The sequence below is a fragment of the Flavobacterium sp. Leaf82 genome (assembly GCF_001422725.1).
Lineage (GTDB): Bacteria > Bacteroidota > Bacteroidia > Flavobacteriales > Flavobacteriaceae > Flavobacterium.
The window spans coordinates 36021-58407 of record NZ_LMMA01000001.1; the positions used below are offsets into that span (position 1 = coordinate 36021).

Consider the following 22387-nt stretch of genomic DNA (forward strand, 5'->3'; position numbering starts at 1 on the left):
ATCTTTAAATAAATGTTGCATCTTTGCAAAAAATATTTCAAATGCTTTTAAAAAATTACAAACCTATTCTCCATTTATTCATTTTTGCTTTGGCGGCTTATATTTTGCACAAAGCAGCTTTTTTAGTTTTAGAGTTAAATACTCAAAACTTTTATTATAGTATAGAATTTTTGTATTTGATTTTCTTTGGACTTTCTGCTTTGTTATACCTTATATTATTGATAGTAAAAAAGAAGAATTTTGAAATTATTGGTATGGCATTCTTATTCGGGACATTTACACAAATGCTATTAGGATATTTAATTTTAAGACCAATTCTCGAAAATAAATCCGAAGAGGTTATGGTTGAAAAAGTCAGTTTTTTTATAACATTTATTTTATTTTTGTTATTTGAGACGCTTTTAACTGTCCGATTATTAAATGAAAAGCGTTAAAATAAGGATTCTGTAAAACAAGGTTCAAAAATAATTTTTCATATCCTTTTGAATATTAATAAAAAATGTACCTTTGCACCAAATTTTAGAAACGTAAAAAAATAAGATTTTTAACAGATATGGTGATTTCAAACAAACCGCTCAATTTTATTCTTGCAGCTTTAGTAGCTTGTTCTCCAGTAATGAGTTTTGCAAATTCAGAGAATGACTCAACGCATGTACAGACAGAGACTGCTCATGAAGAGAAAGTAATTTCACATAATGCTCCTGTAGAAGGTGAGCATGAAGCTCTTGATCCAAAAGCAAAAGTGGATGCTTTTATTGATCATCACTTACAAGATTCTCATGATTTTGTTTTCTTTTCAGATGAAAAGGAAAATAAACATTATGGTTTTCCATTACCTGTAATACTTATTGACGGAGGATTGAAAATTTTCTCTTCTTCAAAATTACACCACGGTGAAGAAGTTGCAGAAGTTGATGGAAATTTCTACAAACTAGTTCACGGTAAAATTTACAAAACAGATGCTGCCGGTACTATTACTTTTAATGAGCACGGACATCCTGAAAACGAAAAGCCATTAGATTTTTCTATTACAAAAAATGTAGTGTCAATGCTTTTTGTTGCCGTACTATTATTTATAATGTTTACAGGTTTAGCAAAATCATATAAAAAAGAACCAATCCCAACTGGATTTGGAAGAGTATTAGAACCGCTTATTATTTTCATCAGAGATGAAATTGCTGTTCCAAATATTGGTGAGAAAAAATACAGAAAATATATGGGTTACTTATTAACCGTATTTTTCTTTGTGTGGTTGTTAAACTTATTAGGTATGACTCCACTAGGAATTAATGTTACAGGAAATATTGCAATTACAGTTTGTTTAGCAGCATTTACTTTTATCATTACACAATTCAGTGCAAACAAAGATTATTGGGGACACATTTTTTGGATGCCGGGAGTTCCTGTACCAATGAAAATTATTTTAGCTCCAATTGAAATCTTAGGAACACTAACAAAACCGTTTGCATTATTAATTCGTTTGTATGCAAATATTACTGCAGGTCACGTAGTAATTATGAGTTTGATCGCAATGATCTTTGTAGGTAAAAATTTAGCTGCAGATTTGCCAATCTCTATGGGATTAACATTATTTATTTCGGTTATCGAAGTTTTAGTTGCATTTTTACAGGCGTTCATTTTCACAATGTTATCATCATTGTTTATTGGTATGGCTGTTCAGGATCATGATCATCACCACGCTGATGAGAATGTAATTATCTAATTTAGAAGTTTAATTTTATATATATAAATAGTTATGGGAACAATTCCAACTTTAGTAGGTGCTGGATTAGTAGTAATCGGAGCAGGTTTAGGTTTAGGTAAAATCGGTGGATCTGCTATGGACGCTATTGCTCGTCAGCCAGAAGCTGCTGGTAAAATTCAAACTGCGATGATTATTATCGCGGCTTTATTAGAAGGTTTAGCATTTGCTGCTTTAATCTTAGGAAAATAATAAAGAGAGAAATAACAACATCTTTAACGGTTGGTTAAAGGTGTTGTTACTTTTAAAAAAAGAAATTAAATATTTAATATAGTTATAAAATGGATAAGTTAATTAACGATTTTTCATTCGGTTTATTCTTTTGGCAAGCTTTAATCTTGTTGGTTTTAATTTTGCTTTTAGTAAAATTTGCCTGGAAACCAATTATGGAATCTATTACTGCAAGAGAAGAGGGTATTAAAAATGCATTACTTTCTGCTGAAAATGCAAAGAGAGAAATGGAAAACTTACAAGCTGACAATCAAAGAATTTTGAATGAAGCTCGTGCAGAACGTGACGCGATGCTTAAAGAAGCTCGTGAAATGAAAGAGAAAATGATTGCTGATTCTAAAAACGAAGCACAAGAAGTTGGTCAAAAAATGATCGAGCAAGCTAAAGCGGCTATCGAAAGTGAAAAGAATGCTGCTATGGCTGAATTGAAATTACAAGTTTCAACTTTATCATTAAGCATTGCTGAAAAATTGTTGAAAGAAGAATTATCTAACAAAGAATCTCAAACTAAATTAGTAGAGAAAATGTTAGGTGACGTAAAGTTAAACTAAGATTATGGCAAGTACAAGAGCAGCAATTCGTTATGCAAAAGCAATTCTGGACTTAGCAAACTCTAAAGGTGTTGCCGAAGCAGTTAATAACGATATGAAGTCAATTGCTGCGGCAATTGAATCAAATGAAGAATTGAGTACCTTTATCCAAAATCCAACTACAAAAGTTGAAGTTAAGGAAAGTGCTCTTTTAGAAGTTTTTGCAGATGTAAATGGCGTAACCAAAGGTTTGTTTCATTTATTATTTGAAAACAAAAGATTCGAAATTCTGGAAGCAATTGCTTTAGAATATAAAAAATTATTTGATGAAAGTAATGGAGTTGAAGTAGCAAAAGTTACAACAGCAATTGCAATGGATGCAGCATTAGAAGCTAAAGTTTTAGCGAAAGTAGCTACATTATCAGATAAAAAAGTAACAATAGAAAATATCGTAGATCCATCAATCATTGGAGGATTTATTTTAAGAATAGGTGATCAACAATACAATGCATCTGTTGCAAACAGATTGCAGGTATTAAAAAGAGAGTTAAGTAATTAGTTTTATTACACATAAAAGTGTCTAAATTATAAATTAAGATGGCGGAAATCAAACCTGCTGAAATTTCAGCAATATTAAGAAAGCAAGTAGAAGGTTTTGAATCTGGTGCTACGCTAGAAGAAGTAGGAACAGTACTTCAAGTTGGAGACGGTATTGCTCGTATTTACGGGCTATCGAATGTACAATATGGTGAGTTAGTTGAATTTGATAACGGACTTGAAGCTATTGTATTGAACCTTGAAGAAGACAATGTTGGTGTGGTACTTTTAGGACCATCAACTGGAATCAAAGAAGGATCAACAGCAAAAAGAACACAACGTATTGCATCTCTTAAAGTAGGTGAGCAAATGGTAGGACGTGTAGTAAACACTCTTGGTTTTCCTATTGATGGAAAAGGACCAATTGGTGGAGACTTATACGAAATGCCTTTAGAAAGAAAAGCACCTGGTGTTATCTTCCGTCAGCCAGTAACTGAGCCATTACAAACAGGAGTAAAAGCAGTAGATGCTATGATCCCGGTTGGTCGTGGACAACGTGAGCTTGTAATTGGTGACCGTCAAACAGGTAAATCAACTGTTTGTATCGATACAATCTTAAATCAAAAAGAATTTTACGATGCAGGAAAACCTGTATTCTGTATATATGTTGCAATTGGGCAAAAAGCTTCTACTGTAGCAGGAATCGCTAAAATGTTAGAAGAAAAAGGTGCAATGGCTTATACAGTTATTGTTGCAGCTAATGCTTCAGACCCAGCTCCAATGCAAGTTTATGCTCCTTTCGCAGGTGCTGCAATTGGAGAATACTTTAGAGATTCAGGTCGTCCTGCACTTATTGTGTATGATGATTTATCTAAGCAAGCTGTTGCTTACCGTGAGGTTTCTCTTTTATTAAGAAGACCACCGGGACGTGAGGCATATCCTGGAGACGTTTTCTACTTACACTCTCGTTTATTAGAGCGTGCTTGTAAAGTAATTGCTGATGACGGAATTGCTAAAAACATGAACGATTTACCAGATTCTATCAAGTCTATCGTAAAAGGTGGTGGTTCATTGACTGCATTGCCAATTATTGAAACTCAGGCTGGTGACGTTTCTGCATATATTCCAACAAACGTAATCTCGATTACTGATGGTCAGATTTTCCTTGATGGAGATTTGTTCAACTCAGGAGTTCGTCCTGCTATTAACGTAGGTATCTCTGTATCTCGTGTTGGAGGTAATGCTCAGATTAAATCTATGAAAAAAGTTTCTGGAACTTTAAAATTAGACCAGGCTCAATTCCGTGAATTAGAGGCTTTCGCTAAATTTGGTTCTGACTTAGATTCAGTTACTTTAAACGTAATTGAAAAAGGTAGAAGAAACGTTGAGATCTTGAAACAAGGTTTAAATGATCCTTACACTGTAGAAAATCAAGTTGCTATTATTTACGCTGGTTCTAAAAACTTATTAAGAAACGTTCCTGTAAATAAAGTAAAAGAGTTTGAAGCTGATTTCTTAGCTTACTTAAACAGTAAACATAAAGATACGCTTAACGCTTTGAAAGCTGGTAAATTAGATGACAACATTACTGATGTTATCGAAAAAGCAGCAAAAGAAATTTCAGCAAAATATAACTAATAAGATAATTCGTAAATTAGATAATTAGAAAATGTGTTATCATTATTCTAATTATCTAATTTTCAAATTGTCACATTTTCTAATTAATAGATGGCAAATTTAAAGGAAATCCGTAATAGAATTACTTCCGTTTCATCGACGATGCAAATTACATCGGCAATGAAAATGGTTTCTGCTGCAAAGCTTAAGAAAGCACAAGATGCAATCACTGCAATGCGTCCTTATGCCGAGAAATTAACGGAGTTGTTGCAAAACCTTTCTGCTACACTTGATGGTGAAGTCGGAGGAGATTATACAACACAACGTGAAGTAAAAAAAGTATTGCTTGTTGCAATAACTTCGAATAGGGGTTTATGCGGGGCATTTAATACAAATATTATTAAGGAGGTTAAAAATCGTTCTGCATTTTACGCTGGAAAACAAGTTGATGTTTTCCCTATTGGTAAAAAAGGAAATGACGTACTATGTAAATCTTTTAAAGTTCATGGTCACCATAATGCAATTTTCGATCATTTAACTTTTGAAAATGTTGCCGGGATTGCTGATAACTTAACTCAAAAGTTTTTATCTGGTGAATACGACAGAATCGAATTGATTTACAATCAGTTTAAAAATGCTGCAACACAAATCGTTCAAACAGAACAATTTTTACCGTTAGCGCCAATTAAATCTGATGTACCGGTTTCTACTGGAGATTATATTTTCGAGCCTTCAAAAGAAGAGATTGTGTTGACTTTGATTCCTAAATCATTAAAAACACAATTATACAAAGGTATTCGTGATTCATTTGCTTCAGAACACGGAGCGCGTATGACAGCAATGCACAAAGCAACTGACAACGCAACGGAATTAAGAAACCAATTGAAATTGACTTACAATAAAGCACGTCAGGCATCTATTACTAACGAGATCCTTGAGATCGTTGGTGGAGCAGAAGCTTTGAACGGATAATTATTTCAAGACATATAAAAAAGCCCCGACAAGTAATTGTCGGGGCTTTTTTTATGGAGAAATTTTACTTATCTGTAAAGGGTAAAATGTCCAACAAACTCTCTGTCATCTTTAAGATCGTTTAATTTTATTACATACCAGTAATCACCAGTTGGTAATTCAGTATTATTGTATTTTCCGTCCCATTTTTCACCAAATTTATAGTTGCCAATTATACGATTGTATCGGTCAAAAATAGTGAATGTCAGATTTTTATAATTTACAGCACATCCCGGTCCCCAATTATCGTTGATTCCGTCGCCATTAGGAGTGAAATTATTAGGGATGCAAAGATCAATGTATTCAAAATATTTTGAAGACGTTGCCGTACATCCATTTTTATCTGTTACGGTTACGGTGTAAATTCCTGATTTATATATTAAAAAATTACTCGTTAAGTCGTAATATTCTTCATTAAATGCATATTTATATTGCCCGTGCCCACCTGTAGCTGTCGCGACAATTTCATTTAATTCGCCATTATTTAGTGTTAGGATTAAAGGTTGAATATCCTCAATATTGAATACCAATGTTGAGTGCTCGCAACCATTCGTATATCTTGCTTTAATAGTATGTAAGCCGGATTCAAGGTTTGTAAATACATTACTAGTTTGATAAGTATTACTATTATCTATTGCATAATCAATATCATCAGGATTGATGTTATTCTCAGTAATCGAAATAGTCACTGAATTTGTTGCTGCATTATTGAAACAATCATAAAAGACTTGAGCTTGAGGTTTGAATATAACAGCATTTTCCATTCTTACTTCAACTTCAGTTAAACAATGAGCATCTTTAATAAATACCGTATGTTTTTTGCCACCGGAAAGGTCTGTAAAATCAGATTGTGTTCCTGAAATATATGTATAAGGGCCATCCGGATTATTAAGACTTACACTGTAGGGTGGAGTTCCTCCAAAAATGGCAATGCTAAATGCACCATCTTTATCTCCGTCGCAAATTTCCTGGAAAACAGGATCTATAACTTTCGCATGCAAAATTTCAGGTTCTTTAATTTCTAATATTAGTGGTTCATTCGCGAAACATCCTGATTCATCCTGAGCTAAAATTTTATAAGTACCGGGAACTAAATTATCGAATATAAAATTATGACTAAACTGGGATAAGTTTGGAGAAATAGCATATTTAATAATTCCTGTACCGCCACTTGATGTAACTTTAATTTTGCCATCATTAGCACTATTACAAGTTACATGAGTCACACTACCATAAAAGAGAAGAGGCTTGGGTTCATTAATCATGAAATCGTTTTGAGCCGTACATCCTGATATATTATCAATTACAGTAAATGTGTATTTTCCTGCCGGTAAATTTGTATATGAAATATTATTACCTGTTTTAAAGAATTGTAATTCTGATACAGTTGGAAATAATTTATAGCTGTAATTCTCAGATGCTATAAAGTTATCTATACTGTAAGTTATCGAACCAGTATTTTCATCATTACACGTTATATCCATATGTGATTGTACAGTTACACTAATTTGTGGTTCTTTTATTATGTCAATAGATTTTGTAATGAAACATTTTGTAGTATTATCTGTTGCTTTTATAAGGTATTTTTTTGGTAATAATCTTGTAAAAACACCTATAGTATTTGCAGGAGCAATCCCAACAGGACTTATAATTTCATAAGTGTAAGAAGAACCAGCTAATGAGCCAACTACATTGTTTACAGTAACTGTGGCAATACCATCAGGTGTATTACAATAAATAGGAGTTATTGAAATATCTAAATCTTTTGGCGGATTATATCCGGGAACAAATATATTCCCGGTAACTTTACAACCATTTTTATCTTCAACGATATAGTTTATTGTTTGTTCGGAATTTACAGTAAAAGTGTTTTTTGTAGTGGAAAAAGAAATTCCATTGTCAAAACTATAGCTATATAATTCATTTTCTTTAGTTGGAATAAGAGTAACAACAGCATCAAGTAATTTGTTATCAGGGCTACATCTAAAAGGTGTTAAAACAGTTTTTATTTCTGGAGCTTTTAATTTAGTTATAGAAAATTGCTTGATCTCAAAACATTTCGAAACTTTGCTTTCAAAACGTATCCAGATATTAGTTACTCCTACAGGAATAGTATATCCCGACAAATCTGATGTTGGAATTGCATTAATAAGTGTTGGGTTTTGAGCATCTGATAAACTGGTATAAAAAAGAATTTCTAAATCGTCGAGCAAATTAGGATATTCTGGAATGGTATTGATTTCAGATGTCATGTTTTTGACTTCCTCCAGCAGATTTAATGTACTTTCGGTTTTACCGTCTGATCCAAATTCACAAAGATTTGTAATTACGTAATCGTTTGCCTGAATATTGGGATATATTATTAATTTGATTGACGCGATATTATCACAGTAACCAATAGCACTAACTCTAACAAAAACAGTATGTTCGTACGGATTTAGATTTTGCCAATTTTCGGGATCAATTATAGCGTTCGTATTTTTTTGTGCGTCATTTTTAGTTGGATAATATTTAAAATTAACATTTGTCGCATTAGAAATGCTGAGTTCTACAGTAGTTAAATCAAAATTTGTTTTTCCGTCATTGTCTGATTCATCACATTTTAAAATCTCCGGTTGTATCGTACTCACAGGAACTTTTTTATTAATCGAGAAATTAATGCCTACAACAGAGAAACATCCCGTATTATCCTTTTTGTCAATACGTGCATAAATAGTATGAGAATCTGAATTAATTCCGGATAATATCTCCGCTTCTGTAAAAGTATAGTTTAGATTGTTAACTGTATTTCCGTTTCCGTCAGCTGCGTCAAGTCGGTTTTTATAATAGGTAAAAAGATATAAATTTTCAAGATTGGATTCTCCTGTAATTATTCGATTTTTAAAAACATTTAAATCAGGAATAACATATTCACCATCCAGTTTTCCATCTGTCTCATCACAAACTTCCTGAAATATACCCTGTGCTTTCGGAGTGTTGTAAATCGTGACACTCAGTTTTTTAACAATATAACAACCTGTGGTTTTAGAAATAAATTTTATCCAGATCTGACTTGCAGGAGTTACTATAAAATGTCTTATGTCAAAATTTAAACTAACATTGCTCACAGCATTAGCTCTTGTATTGTGATAACTTACATCAAAATCATTTAGGTTTGCTGATGTTGATATCATTTGTGGAGGATAATCTGTTAAATCAACTTCTTTAGACATTTCTCCGTTTCCACAGGCTATAATTTCAGAATCTATAATGCTGTTTTCAAGAGATGGAGTTTGTTTGAATAAAATGGGTTTGATAGAAAAACATCCCGTAGGAGTATATATTACTTTTACCCAAATTGTTTTAGGAAAAGAAGTAATAGTATAAGCAGAGGTTACTTTGCCAAAAGTTCCTCCGGCAATGGCATCATTTTCTGATGTGTCGTAATAAGTAAATGTATAATTAGCGGTTAATGGAAAGCCTAGAATATCCTCTTTATATGTGTCTAAAGTCACGGTTTCTTTTACAGCTCCATTTTCGTTTCCGGTATTATTATTACAAATCATATAAGTCAGTGATTTTTTTTCTAATTCAGGAGACGTAATCAAGTTAAACTTTAGTTCTGCTATTATAGGACAATCTCCAACATTTTGAGCAATGTTAACCCAAATAGAATTGGTTGTAGTTGCTTCAAAAAAAGCGAGAGAAGATGGTTGTGCTACCAGGGCTTCTGTCTTTGTTTCGTAGAATTTATAGATCATAACCGAAGAAATATCCGGATTACCAGCAATAAGTTGATTCCTAATATAGCTGGTCGTTAATAGTTCTTTCCCGTCATTTTCAAAATCACAGCTTTTTATTATAGTGCTGTTGAGCACTGGAGTTTTAATCAGAGTAACAGTAAAAGTTAGTACTTTCCAGCAAGTAGTAACTTTATCGTATATCCGAACATAGATTGTTGTAGGAGAAATGGTTACCAAATAATTTATGGCTACTGCAGCTGAGATAAAGAATGGTGAATCTTCGCTTCCTACTTCTGCAGCAGACAGAGTTTTATAAAAAGTAAGTTGGGCATTTGGATCAATGCTTGCAATTGCTTCGTTTAAATTTACAAATTCCTGATTATCATTATTTACATCACATATAAGTAAGTTTTTAAGGATTGGTAAAGCTACAGCAGTAGTAAATTCAAATTTAACTTCGACTATTACAGGACATTCGTCATTAATGTTAAGTCTTGCAAATACCGACATTTGCATGGTATTAATCTCAAAATTATTGAGATTGCTAATGTAATTTGCTGCTCCGGCATGAGCCTGAATTAAAGTTCGATAATATCGTACGGGAGTTTGTAATTTGCTTAATTGTGTGGCTGACAGTTCATTTTTTACATCAGTCTCGTTATTACTTATTTTAATTATATCGACCAGTTCTTTTTTATCATTATCAAAATCACAAATGAGATAAGATGGATTTATGAATTTTTCGACTATCGGAACCAGATTAAAATTTATTTCATGGGTGTAAATACAGTCATAATATTTTACATAAACATATACTGTAGTAAGCGAATGAATTAAATTTATATTAGTTATAATTTTACTGCTATTATCCGGATCAGATTCATAATTATTCAAATCTTCCAGAGCAGAAAAAAAATGAATTGTTGCTCCAGGATATTTTGATTCTAATGCAATTTGCCATTCTGGTTTTGGATTATAACTTGATTTTAAAGTGATGAGTTCCTTTCCGTCATTGTAGCTATCGCATATTGCGAAAGTGTTTGAATCGAGTGTTGCTTTTTTTGAAGCACTTACCGGGAAATTGACATAAGATTCTAATCCACTTGCCTTTATTTTAAATCTTGCCTGAATTACTTTAAAAAAAGGCGGTGAAAAAATAAAATTATAAGGAATCATATCAGTAATTAGGGAATTGTTGGCAGAATCATAAAATCCCATCAGAGTAATATCTGATAAAGTCAGTCCTCCCTGCAAATAAAATTTTAGATAATCAGTATCCAGATTTACTGTAAATACCGTTTCGTTTGTATCACAAATAGCACCACCGCCTCCGCCTGGACCGCCCGGACCTGTTGCAGTTCCTCCTCCGCCACTGCCACTTCCGCCAGGAGAGCCGTCACAATCATCATCTGCCGCAAGAGTGATTTGCGTATATGCATCACAATAACCAATACTTGTTGCCTTTATATAAATAATAGTATTCATAGTTAGAGTTGCAGAAACGGGATTGGATATTTTATAAGATGAAGAGTAGCTGGAATTCGTATAATATTCGAAGTTTACTCCTGATGTTGGAGAATCAAGAAGTTCCGATTCGTGTTGGGTTAAATTATAATTCTTTACAATTTGTCCCTCAGTTACATGGCAAATTAAAAAGGCTTTCTCCGGTTTTTTAACTTTTACATATTGTTTTAATTTTATTTTAAATGGAACAATAGTATAGCAATCAGGATCATTATACGAAGTATTCCAAACTCGTAAATAGAGAATTTTGGTATTATCAGATTCTCCGTTTACATTTAATGGATAGGCAGTATAATTGGTTATTTCAGGATTGCCAACATTTGCTTCTGTCTGAGATTCAAAGAATTTATAAGTAGTACCGTTTAGTCCTGTAAGCCCCAAAGTATTTAAATTCACTGTTTCTTTTCTATCATTGTTTTCATCACATTTTTCAAAAAATTGATTAAGAGGAATTATCGGTTTTTTATTTAATCTTAGATTTAATTTTGTGACACTATAGCAAACCCCACTTTTTAATACTTTGACATATATGGTTTTGTTATTAGAAAAAACATAAGCATTTTTAGTTAATATTAGAATACTAAGATTTTGATCTTCAAAATAAGAGAAAGAAAGGGAAGAATCCGGATTAATTTCAGGTTCGTATAAAGTTAAATCTACAGTATAATTTTCTCCGTTATTTATACAAAAAGCCGCTGTGGTACTTTCTTTTGCAGTAGGGAAATCCTGCGAAAACTTTACCTCTATTATGTCTGTAACCAAAACCGGAGTACACAAATTATAAGTAACCTTAACTTCATATTTGGTGTTTTGTGTTGGATAAACCAATATATTTTCCAGGTTTCTTGTTCCTGTAATTTCATTTACACCATTAAACCATTGTATTGTAATATTGGTATTTCCGTTAGGACTAAATCTCCATGCTTCATTATGCGCTTCCCAGTTCCCGGCATCTCTGTTTGGAGCTGCAATTCCTGAACTTGAGTCATAGTTAGTAATACCAACAGCAGCATTTTTATAAAATGGATTCTCGTCAAAAATAGAATTATCACCTTCATTTTTAAAACGGTCCTTTACATACACATCTATTATGTTTGTGGTTTCATGTAACACAATTTGTGAAGTCGAGCTTTTACCGTCAATTCCATCTCCCCATTGTTGAATATAGTTGTAATTAATAATAAATTTTCTGTTAGGAAAATTTCCTTCCTCCCGATATAATACTTTCTCCATGTTTACCATATCATGAAAAACTCCAAAAATAGAATTTCTGGGAAGCCCATTCGGAATTGGTCCTGACGGAGCACGAGGACAATCTTGTTGTGCCAAAACAGTATTAAAACTAACTACTCCGTTATCGCTAATGATGATTTGTGAAAACATATTACCATAAAAGCAGAAGCTGAAAGGCAAATTTATAACGGCACTAAAAGTATCATCTTCCTTAAGATCTTTATTTAATATAATTACTTTTTCTCCCTGACTAAAATCGCCAACCGGAAGATAATCGATAGCAGATACAGAGTAATTATTGCTTTCTCTTATTTCAGGAAATGTGGCTTTTAATCGGATTCCATTATTAGCAAGAAAGTCGTAATCACAATCAATAGGTATTATACCGGTATTTTCTTTATGATCATTAATCTTTACAGAAGGAATAGCGACATTTTGCGAAAAAATTTTCTTTGAAGGAAATAATAAAAATAAAACAAAGAGTAACTGGATATTTATTAATTTCATAATTAGGCATCAATTAATTTGGATAAATATTTTTTTGGTTCCAGGATCTTTATAAGAAATTGGCAGAATAATAAGCATCAGAAATCCTTAGATTTGCTTTTCGATTATTTTTGTATCCTTAATAGAAAATTAGAAAAGATTTATCAGCAACAAGGCTACTAGAAGTTTTATAAGTATTAGAATAGGACTTTGTGAGCTTTGTTCAGAATTAATTTTGCACATAAAAAAACCCCGACAATTGCTTGTCGGGGCTTTTTCTTTATAGTAGTTTTAGTTTTTTTGATGTGAAACTTATAAAATGGTGATTCTCAATTTATCCAAAAAACCGAGAATCAGTACCATTTTATAAAATTATTTACAGATTTATCACCTCTGTCGTGCTTTGTCTTTCATGGGAACAAACTAGCTTTATTAGTCCCAATGCTCTGTTTTTTTGAGGGTTACATATCAGCAGAATCAATCCCTTTGCTTTGTCTTTTATGGGAACAAACAAGCTTTATTAGTCCCAGGGCTCTGTTTTTTTGAGGGTTACATTTCAGCAGAATCAATCCCTATGTGCTTTGTCTTTTATGGGAACAAACTAGCTTTATTAGTCCCAATGCTTTGCTTTTTTTTAAAGGGTTGTATTTTAGCTTTGCTCATTCCCTTTGATACAAAGTTAGTATAGAAGTACTTATAAAAATTTATATAATTTTTGAACTTTATTATAGATTTCACACACAGCGTTAAGATTGAATTATATAACTAACAATTAAAAAAATTAAGTATTTTTGAAGTCTATTTTTTTATTGCAATGAAACTACAAGTAAAAGAGCTTATCACTATAGAAGCAATGCTGGCTCAGATAGCAACCATGCGATTTCTTTACCCTAATTTATCGGTAGAGAAATATGAGGCATATCTTTCTGAAATGGTGCCTCATAACTATATTCAGATTGGCGTTTTTGAAGAAGATGTTTGTCTTGGAATTACTGGTTGCTGGTCAGCCACTAAATTATGGACGGGGAAATATCTCGAAATTGATAATTTTGTAGTAAATCCGGATCATCGTTCTAAAGGAATAGGAAAATTGTTGACAGATTATGTCGAAAAAAAGGCTTTAGATCTCAATTGCAGCTCTATAGTTTTAGATGCTTTTACCGGAAATTTTGCTGCTCATCGTTTTTACTACAATCAAGGTTACGGACCAAAAGGTTTTCACTTTGTTAAAATTCTGGACGAAAAAAAACTAACACAATAAAATTGACGCAAGTTTTTTTATTGAACCAACAAAATCAACAATAAACCAAAGAATTGGTTATTTTTGTTTTACAAACTTTATTATAAAATTATTTTGGGATTATATAAAAATCTGTTCAAACAAACTGCTATTTACGGACTAGCAACGGTATTGCCAAGAATGCTAAGTTTTTTATTGGTACGATTGTATACTGGTATTTTACCAACTGCAGAATATGGCGAAGTTTCGATCGTTTTGTCATGGATGGTTTTCTTTAATGTAGTTCTTTCGTACGGAATGGAAACGGCATTTTTTAGATTTTACAGTGCCGAGGAAGATAAGAAAAATGTAATAGCAACGTCGACAATATCTATATTCTGGTCTTCAATTATTTTCTTATTTGCCGCTTTAATTTTTAGAAACACATTGGCAACTCTTGCCGAAGTTGATGTACAATATATAACCTATTCCGTTTGGATATTAGTTTTAGATGCTTTGGTTCTGGTACCATTTTCTAAACTAAGAGCCAATCAGCGACCAATGGTTTATGCTGCAATCAAGATTGGGAATGTAGTAATCAATATGTTACTAAATTTTTTCTTTTTAATATACCTGCCAAAATTAGCGGCTGCAAATCCTAATTCTGTTTGGGATAATTTATATGTAGAAAATTTCCAGATCGCTTATATTTTCATAGCAAATCTATTGGCGAGTTTAGCCACGTTTATAGTGCTTTCGCCGAATTATCTTTCTCTTGGAAGAAAATTTGATCCCGTACTTTGGAAGAAAATGATGAAATACGGTTTGCCAATTTTGGTTGCCGGATTAGCTTTTGCCGTTAACGAACATTTCGATAAAATTCTTTTAGGATATTTATTACCGGAAAATCTTGCAAAATCAGAAGTTGGAGCTTATTCCGCTTGTTACAAATTAGGATTGTTTATGGTTTTGTTTGCAACAGCTTTTAGATTAGGAATTGAACCTTTCTTTTTTAGTCATGCAAAAAATGCAAATGCGCCACAAACTTATGCAGTCATCACAAAATACTTTGTAATTTTTGGTTCACTGATTTTATTGGGAGTTATTGTATTTGCAGATGTTCTAAAATATCTTTTGCTTGACAATAAAGAGTATTGGGAAGCAATGAAAGTAGTTCCGTTAATTATATTGGCAAACTTCTTTTTAGGAATTTATAACAACTTATCGGTTTGGTATAAACTGACAGATAAAACAAAAATTGGAGCATATATCTCAATTGTTGGAGCAATTGTAACATTGGTTTTAAATTATTTTTTAATTCCAAAATACAGTTACTACGGTTCTGCAATTGCAACTATTTCTGCTTACGGAAGTATGATGTTAATCTCTTATGTTTTAGGAAACAAATATTATCCAATACCATATGATATGAACAAAATTGGAGCTTATTTAGGAATTTCAATTGGATTTTCGGCTATTTCTTTTTACGGATTCAGAGAGAATTATTTTGTTGGAATACCGTTATTATTAGCATTCATGTATTTTGTGTATCACAACGAAAAAACAACAATCAAAGGAATTATGAATAGAAAGTAAAATTGAGTTTGACAAAATTCGATTTGATTTTTAATCTTTTAAAATAAAAATGAAAATACAAATTATCAATAAATCGCAACACGCTTTACCAAACTACGAAACAATTGCTTCGGCAGGAATGGATTTGCGCGCGAATCTAACAGAATCTATAACATTAAAACCATTAGAAAGAACTATTGTAAAAACGGGACTTTTTATTGAATTACCAATAGGTTACGAAGCACAAGTTCGACCAAGAAGTGGTTTAGCAGCAAAAAGAGGAGTAACGGTTTTAAATTCTCCGGGAACGGTTGATGCCGATTATAGAGGCGAAATAGGCGTAATTTTAGTAAATTTATCAAATGAAGAATTCGTAATCGAAAACGGAGAACGAATTGCACAACTAATTATTGCCAAACATGAAAGAGCCGAATGGATCGAAGTTGCAGAACTTTCTGAAACATCAAGAGGCGAAGGTGGATTTGGAAGTACAGGGGTGAAGTAGTTTTCAGTTTACGCACTTTGCGAACTCAAAAATGAAATGAAAAACTTAGTGAACTTTGTGAATAATCCTTTGCGAGCTTTGCGGTGAAAATTTCAGTACAAGAGAAAATAAATTAGCCTTTGAGGTTAAAAATTAAGAACCAAACTCAGAAGATTTTTTAAATCTTCGAATAAAATAAAAAGATAAAATGAAAATAATCGTTCCAATGGCTGGTCGAGGATCAAGACTTAGGCCACATACTTTAACTGTTCCTAAACCATTAATTCCTGTTGCAGGAAAATCTATTGTACATCGTTTAGTCGAAGACATTGCTAAAATATTAAAAGAACCTATAGAAGAAGTTGCTTTTATTTTAGGAGATCCTGCTTTTTTTGGAGATGATCTTGTTACAAGTTTAGAAGAATTGGCCGGAAGTTTAGGCGCAAAAGCTTCAATATATCGCCAGGATTTACCATTAGGAACAGGCCACGCAATTATGTGTGCCAAAGAATCATTATCAGGTCCTGCAGTTATCGCTTACGCGGATACTTTAATCAGAGCAGATTTTGAATTAGATCCTGCTGCTGATGCTGTGATTTGGGTGAAACAAGTAGAACAGCCGGAAGCATTTGGCGTAGTAAAACTTAACGGAAATAATGAAATTATAGAATTGGTAGAAAAACCAAAAGAATTCGTAAGCGATTTAGCCGTTATCGGAATCTATTATTTTAAAGAAGTTGGTGATTTAAAAAAAGAACTTCAGGGAGTTTTGGATAATAATATCCAGAATGGTGGAGAATACCAAATCAACGACGGAATCAAGGCAATGATGGCAAACGGCAAAGTTTTTAAAACAGGAAGCGTTGACGAATGGATGGATTGCGGAAACAAAGATGTTACCGTTGAAACAAATTCAAGAATGCTTGGATTTTTACATAATGACGGAGAACATTTAGTTGATTATGATGTAAAATTAGAGAACTCAACAATTATTCCTCCTTGTTATATTGGCGAAAATGTAGTGTTGAAAAACGCAACAGTAGGACCAAATGTTTCAATAGGAAAAGGATGTCACGTTACAGATAGTTCGATCAAAAATAGTCTGGTTCAAACCTATTCTCAAATAAAAAATGCTAACTTAGACAATGCCATGATAGGAAATCATGTTGTTTATGATGGTAAATTTACCAGCATTAGCATTGGTGATTATTCGGTTTTAGAATAAATTATAAATTTAACAGATTCGTTTTTGTTTAAAGATTAAATTTTAGAGATGATACAAAAAGGAGTTATAGTGATTTTATTTTTCGTTTTGCTTAGCAATCCAATTTCGGTAATGGCTCAAACAGAACCCGAAGATATTGCTATGGCAACGGATGAATATCAGGATGCTTTTTATGAATCTTTAAAACAAAAAGGAATTGAAAATTATGATAAAGCCATCACATCATTAGAAAAATGTGTAAGGTTAAAACCCAATGATGCTGTTGCATATTTTGAATTAGGAAAAAATTATCTCTCCCTGAAAGATTATCGAAATGCACAGGATTCGTTTGAAAAAGCGACTCAATTAGATCCAAAAAACAAATGGTATTGGTTAGGAATTTACGATGTAAGTTACGAAACCAAGAACTATCCTTTGGCAATTGAGACCATTCAGAAAATAATTGCTTTTGATGAAGAGTACAAAGATGATTTGATTTCGTTATACATGATCACCAATCAGTTTGACAAAGCCCTTGTAACGATCAATGAAATGAACGATAAATTTGGGAAATCAGAAGATCGTGATCGATACAAATTACAGATTTTATCTCAGGGGAAATATCAAAATGCCGAAGTTTCAAACCTGATTGATCTGATTAAAAAGAATCCAAAAGAAGAATCTAATTATATAAATCTGATTTTTTTATATTCAAAATCTGAAGAAACAGATAAAGCATTAGAAGTTGCAAAACAATTAGCCAAAGAAGTTCCAACATCAGAGTGGGCGCAAGTCAGTTTGTTTAAAGTTTATATAGACTCAAACCAGGCAGATAAAGCGATTAAGGCAATGAATGTAATTTTATCAAGTTCTAAAATTGATTCAAAAATCAAACATCGTACATTGAATGAATTTTTGATTTATGTGAATAAAAATCCGCAATATGCTCCTGAATTAGAGAAAGCAATTGCTTATTTTGATAATGATAAAGAAGTTGATGTTACAAAAGAAATAGGTAAATTTTATCATAGCAAAGGTCAGTTTGAGAATGCGATTAAATATTATGAAAAAGATTTAAAAGTAAATTCAGATACAGATCGTGAAACCAATTTGTTATTGCTTGAGGCTTATACGCAAGCAAAACAATTTGAACCTATGACAAAAAGAGCAATGAATATGATTGAAGTTTATCCTAGTCAGCCGCAGTTTTATTATTATGCGGGATTGGGGAACAATCAGTTGAAACAATTTAAAAACGCAAAAACCGTTTTAGAAATGGGACTGGATTACGTAGTCGACGATAAAACGCTTGAAGCAAATTTTAATATTCAATTAGGAGAGGCATATAATGGTTTGGGAGATGCTAAGAAAAAAGAGGAATACTTTTTGAAGGCAAGTGAATTATTAAAGAAAAAAAAGTAAACTCATATGAAAAAATATATAGCGATAGTATTCCTGACAGTTTTTATGGTTTCTTGTAAATCAAAAGCTGTTGCAGTACAAAATAACGATACGAAAGAAGTTGTCACAAAAGAGGACAAAAAAGCAATTGACAAACACTATGATAATAAGTTAGATTTTTCGACCTTATATATAAAAGCAAGTGCAAAATATGTTGACGAAAAACAAAGCCAGAATGTTACTGCCGAAATTAAAATAGAGAAAGACAAACAAATTTTAGTAAGCGTTCGTTTTTTAGGAATTACAATGGCAAAAGCTTTGATAACACCAACAGCAGTAAGTTACTATGAAAAAATAAACAGTACATACTACGAAGGTGATTTTACCAGTTTAAGCAAATGGTTAGGAACTGAATTAGATTACAGCAAAGTTCAGAATTTGTTAGTAGGAGAAGCACTTGACGATTTAAGAAAAGGAAAATATACCCAAACAATTGTAGAAAACCTTTTTAAGTTAGAAGATCAAAAAGAAGCAAACATAAAGAAATCTTTCTTCTTGGATGCTGATAAATATTTAGTGCAAAAAGAAGAGATTTCGCAACCTTCAGAAAATAGATTACTGGAAATCGTATATTCTGATAGTAAAGTTTTTAATCAGGGAACACTTCCAACAAGTATCGAAATTAATGCAATTCAGCCAAAAGGAAAAACCAATATTAACCTGAATTATAATAATATTTCATTTAATGAAGAACTTTCTTTCCCATATAGCGTACCAAGTGGTTATAAAAAAGTTATAATTAAGTAAATTTGCAAAAAGAAAACATAAACATGCCAAAATTTCTCCTAAGCCTAATTTTTATATGTGCCACTACATTTATGTGGGCGCAAGATTCGCAGCAAGAAAAACTTGAACAGCGTAAAGCTCAGATTCAGCAGGAAATTAGAGAAAATGAAAAAATGTTGCAGTCTGTAAAGAAAAAAGAAAAGTCAGCAGTAAATGTTTTTTTAATTCAGGCTAATAAAATAAAATTAAAAGAGAAACTGATTAATACCACGGCAAAACAAGAAAAGCTTTTAAGTAATGACATGTATATTAATCAGGTACAGGTTAATAAACTAAAAAAGGAATTGACAATCTTAAAAGCAGATTACTCAAAAATGATTTTAAAATCATACAAAAGCAGATCTGAGCAAAGTCGAGCCATGTTTATTTTATCTTCTGAGAGTTTTTTGCAAGCTTACAAAAGAGCACAATATTTAAAGCAATATACCAATTTTAGAAAAAATCAAGGTTTGGAAATTGAATCCAAATCAGCCCAACTTGTTGATTTCAACGCAAAACTGGACGGACAAAGAAAGGTTAAGAAAAAAATCATTGCTGAAAACGAAAAGGAGAAACAAAGTTTAGAAGAAGAGAAAAAAGAACAGCAAAAAATTGTTAACTCTCTTAAAAAAGATAAAAATAAAATTATTGCCGATACAAAATCTAAACAACAGGAATCAAGAAGAATTGATGCAAAAATCAAGGATCTTATTCGGGAACAAATTAGATTAGCCAATCAAAGAGCCGAAGAAGAAAGACGTAAAAGAATTGCAGAAGGGAAAGCCAGTGAAGCAGAAAAAGCAGAAGCGGCGGCACCTAAAAGTTATTCATCAGACAGAATTACGTTAACGCCGGAGGGTAAAATTTTAGCGGCAGATTTTAAAGCAAACAGAGGAAAACTCCCTTGGCCGGTAGAAAAAGGATTTATATCCCTTGGTTATGGAGATCAGCCACATCCACTTTATCCTACACTTACCGTTCATAATTCAGGAGTAGAGATTACTACAGAACAAGGATCGACTGCGCGTGCCGTATTTGAAGGAGTAGTATCAAAAGTTATTGCCTTATCTCCGGTAAACAGAGCCGTATTTATTCAGCATGGAGATTACTTTACAGTATATCAAAACTTAAGTCAGGTATCTGTTGAACAAGGTGACAAAGTAAAAGTCAAGCAGAGTATTGGAAAAGTAAGAACAAGTGGAGATACAGGAAAAACAATCATTAAGTTTTTGATTCTTCAAAATACAACAAACAACAATCCGGAAGGATGGTTGCAAAACAGATAATAAAAGGGAGCTAATTAGCTCCCTTTTTTATGTCACAATTGTAATTGTTCAAGTGAAATTGTTAAGATTGAAATTTAAAAATAGTATTTTTGCACTATGGAAACAAATAGACAGAAAAAAATAGGCGGTGTCATCCAGAAAGATTTGGTTGATATTTTGCAAGGTGAAGTGAGAAAAAACGGAATTAGTAATTTGGTAATTTCGGTATCCAAAGTTAGTGTTACTTCAGATTTATCTGTGGCAACCGTATATTTAAGCATTTTTCCTCAGGACAAAGCCAAAGAAACTTTAGAAGGTATAAAATCGAATAGTACTTTAATTAAACACGATTTATCGCAACGTGTACGTTTGCAATTGCGTCGTGTACCAAACCTTGTATTCTTTATAGATGACTCTTTAGACTATATCGAAAAGATTGATAATGCATTATCAAACAGAGAAAACCCAATTGAAAACCGTGATCTTTTAGAAAAAAGAAGAAAATCATAAGTTGAATTTCCCCCTTTACATAGCCAAACGTTATATTTTTAGCAAAAGTAAAAACAATGCTATCAATATTATTAATCGTATTGCCAGCATGGGAATCATTGTTGGTACAATGGCTTTGTTTGTAGTTTTATCTGTTTTTAGCGGACTAAAAATTTTTAGCCTTTCGTTTACAAACGAGATAGATCCGGATTTAAAAATCACCAGTACATACGGAAAATCATTTTTGATTACACCGGATCAGGAAAATCAAATTAAAAAAATTGATGGCGTTGTTTCGTACACGAAAATTATTGAGGAACGCGTTTTGTTTTTATTTAAAGATAAACAACAAGTAACCTATCTAAAAGGAGTAGACAAAAATTATCCTGTTGTAAACGATATCAAAAAAAAGCTTTTTAACGGTCAATGGTTTAAGCCCGGCACTTATCAGGTAGTTATTGGTTACGGAATTGCTCAGGATTTTTCGATGGGAATTCTTGATTTCGAAAATCCATTGCAAATATTTGCACCAAAACCAGGAAAAGGAGCAATCGAAAATCCTGACGAAGCATTTAATAAAACAGATGTTCTGCCAGTTGGAATTTATTCAATCAGTGAAGATTTAGATTCAAAATATGTATTTGCTGACTTGGGTTTGGCACAGGAATTACTGATGTATAAACCCAATCAAATCTCTGGAATCGAGTTTAACCTGAAAGATAATGCAAACGAAAATGCTATTAGTGATAAACTAAAAACTATTTTTCACGATAAAATTACATTAAAAAACAGAGCGCAGCTTAACGAGTCTTTGTACAAAATGCTTAATACAGAGAATATAGTTGTTTACCTGATTTTTACTTTAGTAATTATTGTAGCACTTTTTAATTTAGTTGGAGCTTTGATTATGATGATTTTAGAAAAGAAAGGAAACTTAAAAACTCTTTTTAATCTGGGAACAGAAATCAATAGCTTGCGAAAAATATTCCTGCTTCAGGGAATTTTACTCAGCGTTTTTGGCGGTATAATTGGTCTCGTTCTGGGTATTATTCTAGTATTGTTACAACAACAATACGAACTCATTATGATCACGCCAACCCTGGCATATCCCGTAGTTTTTAGTCTCGAAAACGTACTTATAGTTTTGGGTACAATTGTATCACTTGGTTTTGTGGCATCTTTAATCGCCAGCAGCCGTGTAAGTAAAAAGTTATTGGATTAATATTTCTTACTAAAAAATATTACTTATATTTATCCCCTTAAAAAACTACA

Annotated in this window: 17 protein-coding genes; 16 read left to right on the top strand and 1 reads right to left on the bottom strand. The window is 32.3% G+C overall.

The features are described 5' to 3' along the window. The first annotated feature begins 41 nt into the window (after nucleotides 1–41). The 7 genes from ASF10_RS00170 (at nucleotide 42) to atpG (ending at nucleotide 5649) form a co-directional block, all read left to right on the top strand. Complete coding sequence (locus ASF10_RS00170) at nucleotides 42–434, top strand: hypothetical protein (protein WP_056243717.1); 393 nt, start codon at nucleotides 42–44, stop codon at nucleotides 432–434. A 119-nt stretch (nucleotides 435–553) separates the two neighbouring features. Then, nucleotides 554–1723 (top strand): F0F1 ATP synthase subunit A, encoded by a 1170-nt coding sequence (gene atpB / locus ASF10_RS00175; protein ID WP_056243719.1) that lies wholly within the window; start codon nucleotides 554–556, stop codon nucleotides 1721–1723. 33 nt (nucleotides 1724–1756) lie between these two features. Further along, nucleotides 1757–1954, top strand: a complete 198-nt coding sequence (gene atpE, locus ASF10_RS00180; RefSeq protein ID WP_008465835.1) for an ATP synthase F0 subunit C — start codon at nucleotides 1757–1759, stop codon at nucleotides 1952–1954. An 89-nt stretch (nucleotides 1955–2043) separates the two neighbouring features. Then, nucleotides 2044–2544 carry a F0F1 ATP synthase subunit B gene (locus tag ASF10_RS00185; RefSeq protein WP_056243722.1) on the top strand — a complete coding sequence of 167 codons (501 nt, stop codon included), beginning with the start codon at nucleotides 2044–2046 and terminating at the stop codon, nucleotides 2542–2544. 4 nt (nucleotides 2545–2548) lie between these two features. Then, nucleotides 2549–3082 (top strand): ATP synthase F1 subunit delta, encoded by a 534-nt coding sequence (gene atpH, locus ASF10_RS00190; protein WP_056243725.1) that lies wholly within the window; start codon nucleotides 2549–2551, stop codon nucleotides 3080–3082. 38 nt (nucleotides 3083–3120) lie between these two features. Further along, nucleotides 3121–4698 (top strand): F0F1 ATP synthase subunit alpha, encoded by a 1578-nt coding sequence (atpA, locus tag ASF10_RS00195; protein ID WP_056243728.1) that lies wholly within the window; start codon nucleotides 3121–3123, stop codon nucleotides 4696–4698. A gap of 90 nt (nucleotides 4699–4788) precedes the next feature. Further along, a complete protein-coding gene (gene atpG / locus ASF10_RS00200) occupies nucleotides 4789–5649 on the top strand; it encodes an ATP synthase F1 subunit gamma (RefSeq protein ID WP_056243729.1) in 861 nt (286 codons plus the stop codon). A gap of 68 nt (nucleotides 5650–5717) precedes the next feature. Here the strand turns inward: atpG and ASF10_RS00205 are convergent, their stop codons facing one another. Continuing rightward, the gene (locus tag ASF10_RS00205) at nucleotides 5718–12674 is read right to left on the bottom strand and encodes a T9SS type B sorting domain-containing protein (RefSeq protein ID WP_056243732.1); all 6957 of its coding nucleotides are present in this window, start codon (nucleotides 12672–12674) and stop codon (nucleotides 5718–5720) included. A 793-nt stretch (nucleotides 12675–13467) separates the two neighbouring features. Here ASF10_RS00205 and ASF10_RS00210 point away from each other — a divergent pair. The 9 genes from ASF10_RS00210 (at nucleotide 13468) to ASF10_RS00250 (ending at nucleotide 22337) form a co-directional block, all read left to right on the top strand. Continuing rightward, nucleotides 13468–13914 carry a GNAT family N-acetyltransferase gene (locus ASF10_RS00210; protein ID WP_056243736.1) on the top strand — a complete coding sequence of 149 codons (447 nt, stop codon included), beginning with the start codon at nucleotides 13468–13470 and terminating at the stop codon, nucleotides 13912–13914. A 93-nt stretch (nucleotides 13915–14007) separates the two neighbouring features. Next, the gene (locus ASF10_RS00215) at nucleotides 14008–15468 is read left to right on the top strand and encodes a lipopolysaccharide biosynthesis protein (protein WP_056243739.1); all 1461 of its coding nucleotides are present in this window, start codon (nucleotides 14008–14010) and stop codon (nucleotides 15466–15468) included. A gap of 49 nt (nucleotides 15469–15517) precedes the next feature. After that, a complete protein-coding gene (gene dut, locus ASF10_RS00220) occupies nucleotides 15518–15952 on the top strand; it encodes a dUTP diphosphatase (protein WP_056243741.1) in 435 nt (144 codons plus the stop codon). Nucleotides 15953–16139: 187 nt separating this feature from the next. After that, nucleotides 16140–17156, top strand: a complete 1017-nt coding sequence (locus ASF10_RS00225; RefSeq protein ID WP_056243744.1) for a sugar phosphate nucleotidyltransferase — start codon at nucleotides 16140–16142, stop codon at nucleotides 17154–17156. 48 nt (nucleotides 17157–17204) lie between these two features. After that, nucleotides 17205–18557, top strand: a complete 1353-nt coding sequence (locus ASF10_RS00230) for a tetratricopeptide repeat protein (RefSeq protein WP_056243746.1) — start codon at nucleotides 17205–17207, stop codon at nucleotides 18555–18557. 6 nt (nucleotides 18558–18563) lie between these two features. Then, the gene (locus tag ASF10_RS00235) at nucleotides 18564–19343 is read left to right on the top strand and encodes a DUF4292 domain-containing protein (protein ID WP_056243749.1); all 780 of its coding nucleotides are present in this window, start codon (nucleotides 18564–18566) and stop codon (nucleotides 19341–19343) included. 23 nt (nucleotides 19344–19366) lie between these two features. Beyond that, nucleotides 19367–20647, top strand: a complete 1281-nt coding sequence (locus ASF10_RS00240) for a murein hydrolase activator EnvC family protein (protein WP_056243752.1) — start codon at nucleotides 19367–19369, stop codon at nucleotides 20645–20647. A gap of 96 nt (nucleotides 20648–20743) precedes the next feature. Next, nucleotides 20744–21136: a 30S ribosome-binding factor RbfA gene (rbfA, locus tag ASF10_RS00245; RefSeq protein WP_055097718.1), complete on the top strand. Its 393-nt coding sequence runs from the start codon at nucleotides 20744–20746 to the stop codon at nucleotides 21134–21136. Nucleotide 21137: 1 nt separating this feature from the next. Continuing rightward, nucleotides 21138–22337, top strand: coding sequence for an ABC transporter permease (locus tag ASF10_RS00250; protein WP_056243755.1), 1200 nt, complete (start codon nucleotides 21138–21140; stop codon nucleotides 22335–22337). The last annotated feature ends 50 nt before the right edge of the window (nucleotides 22338–22387 follow it).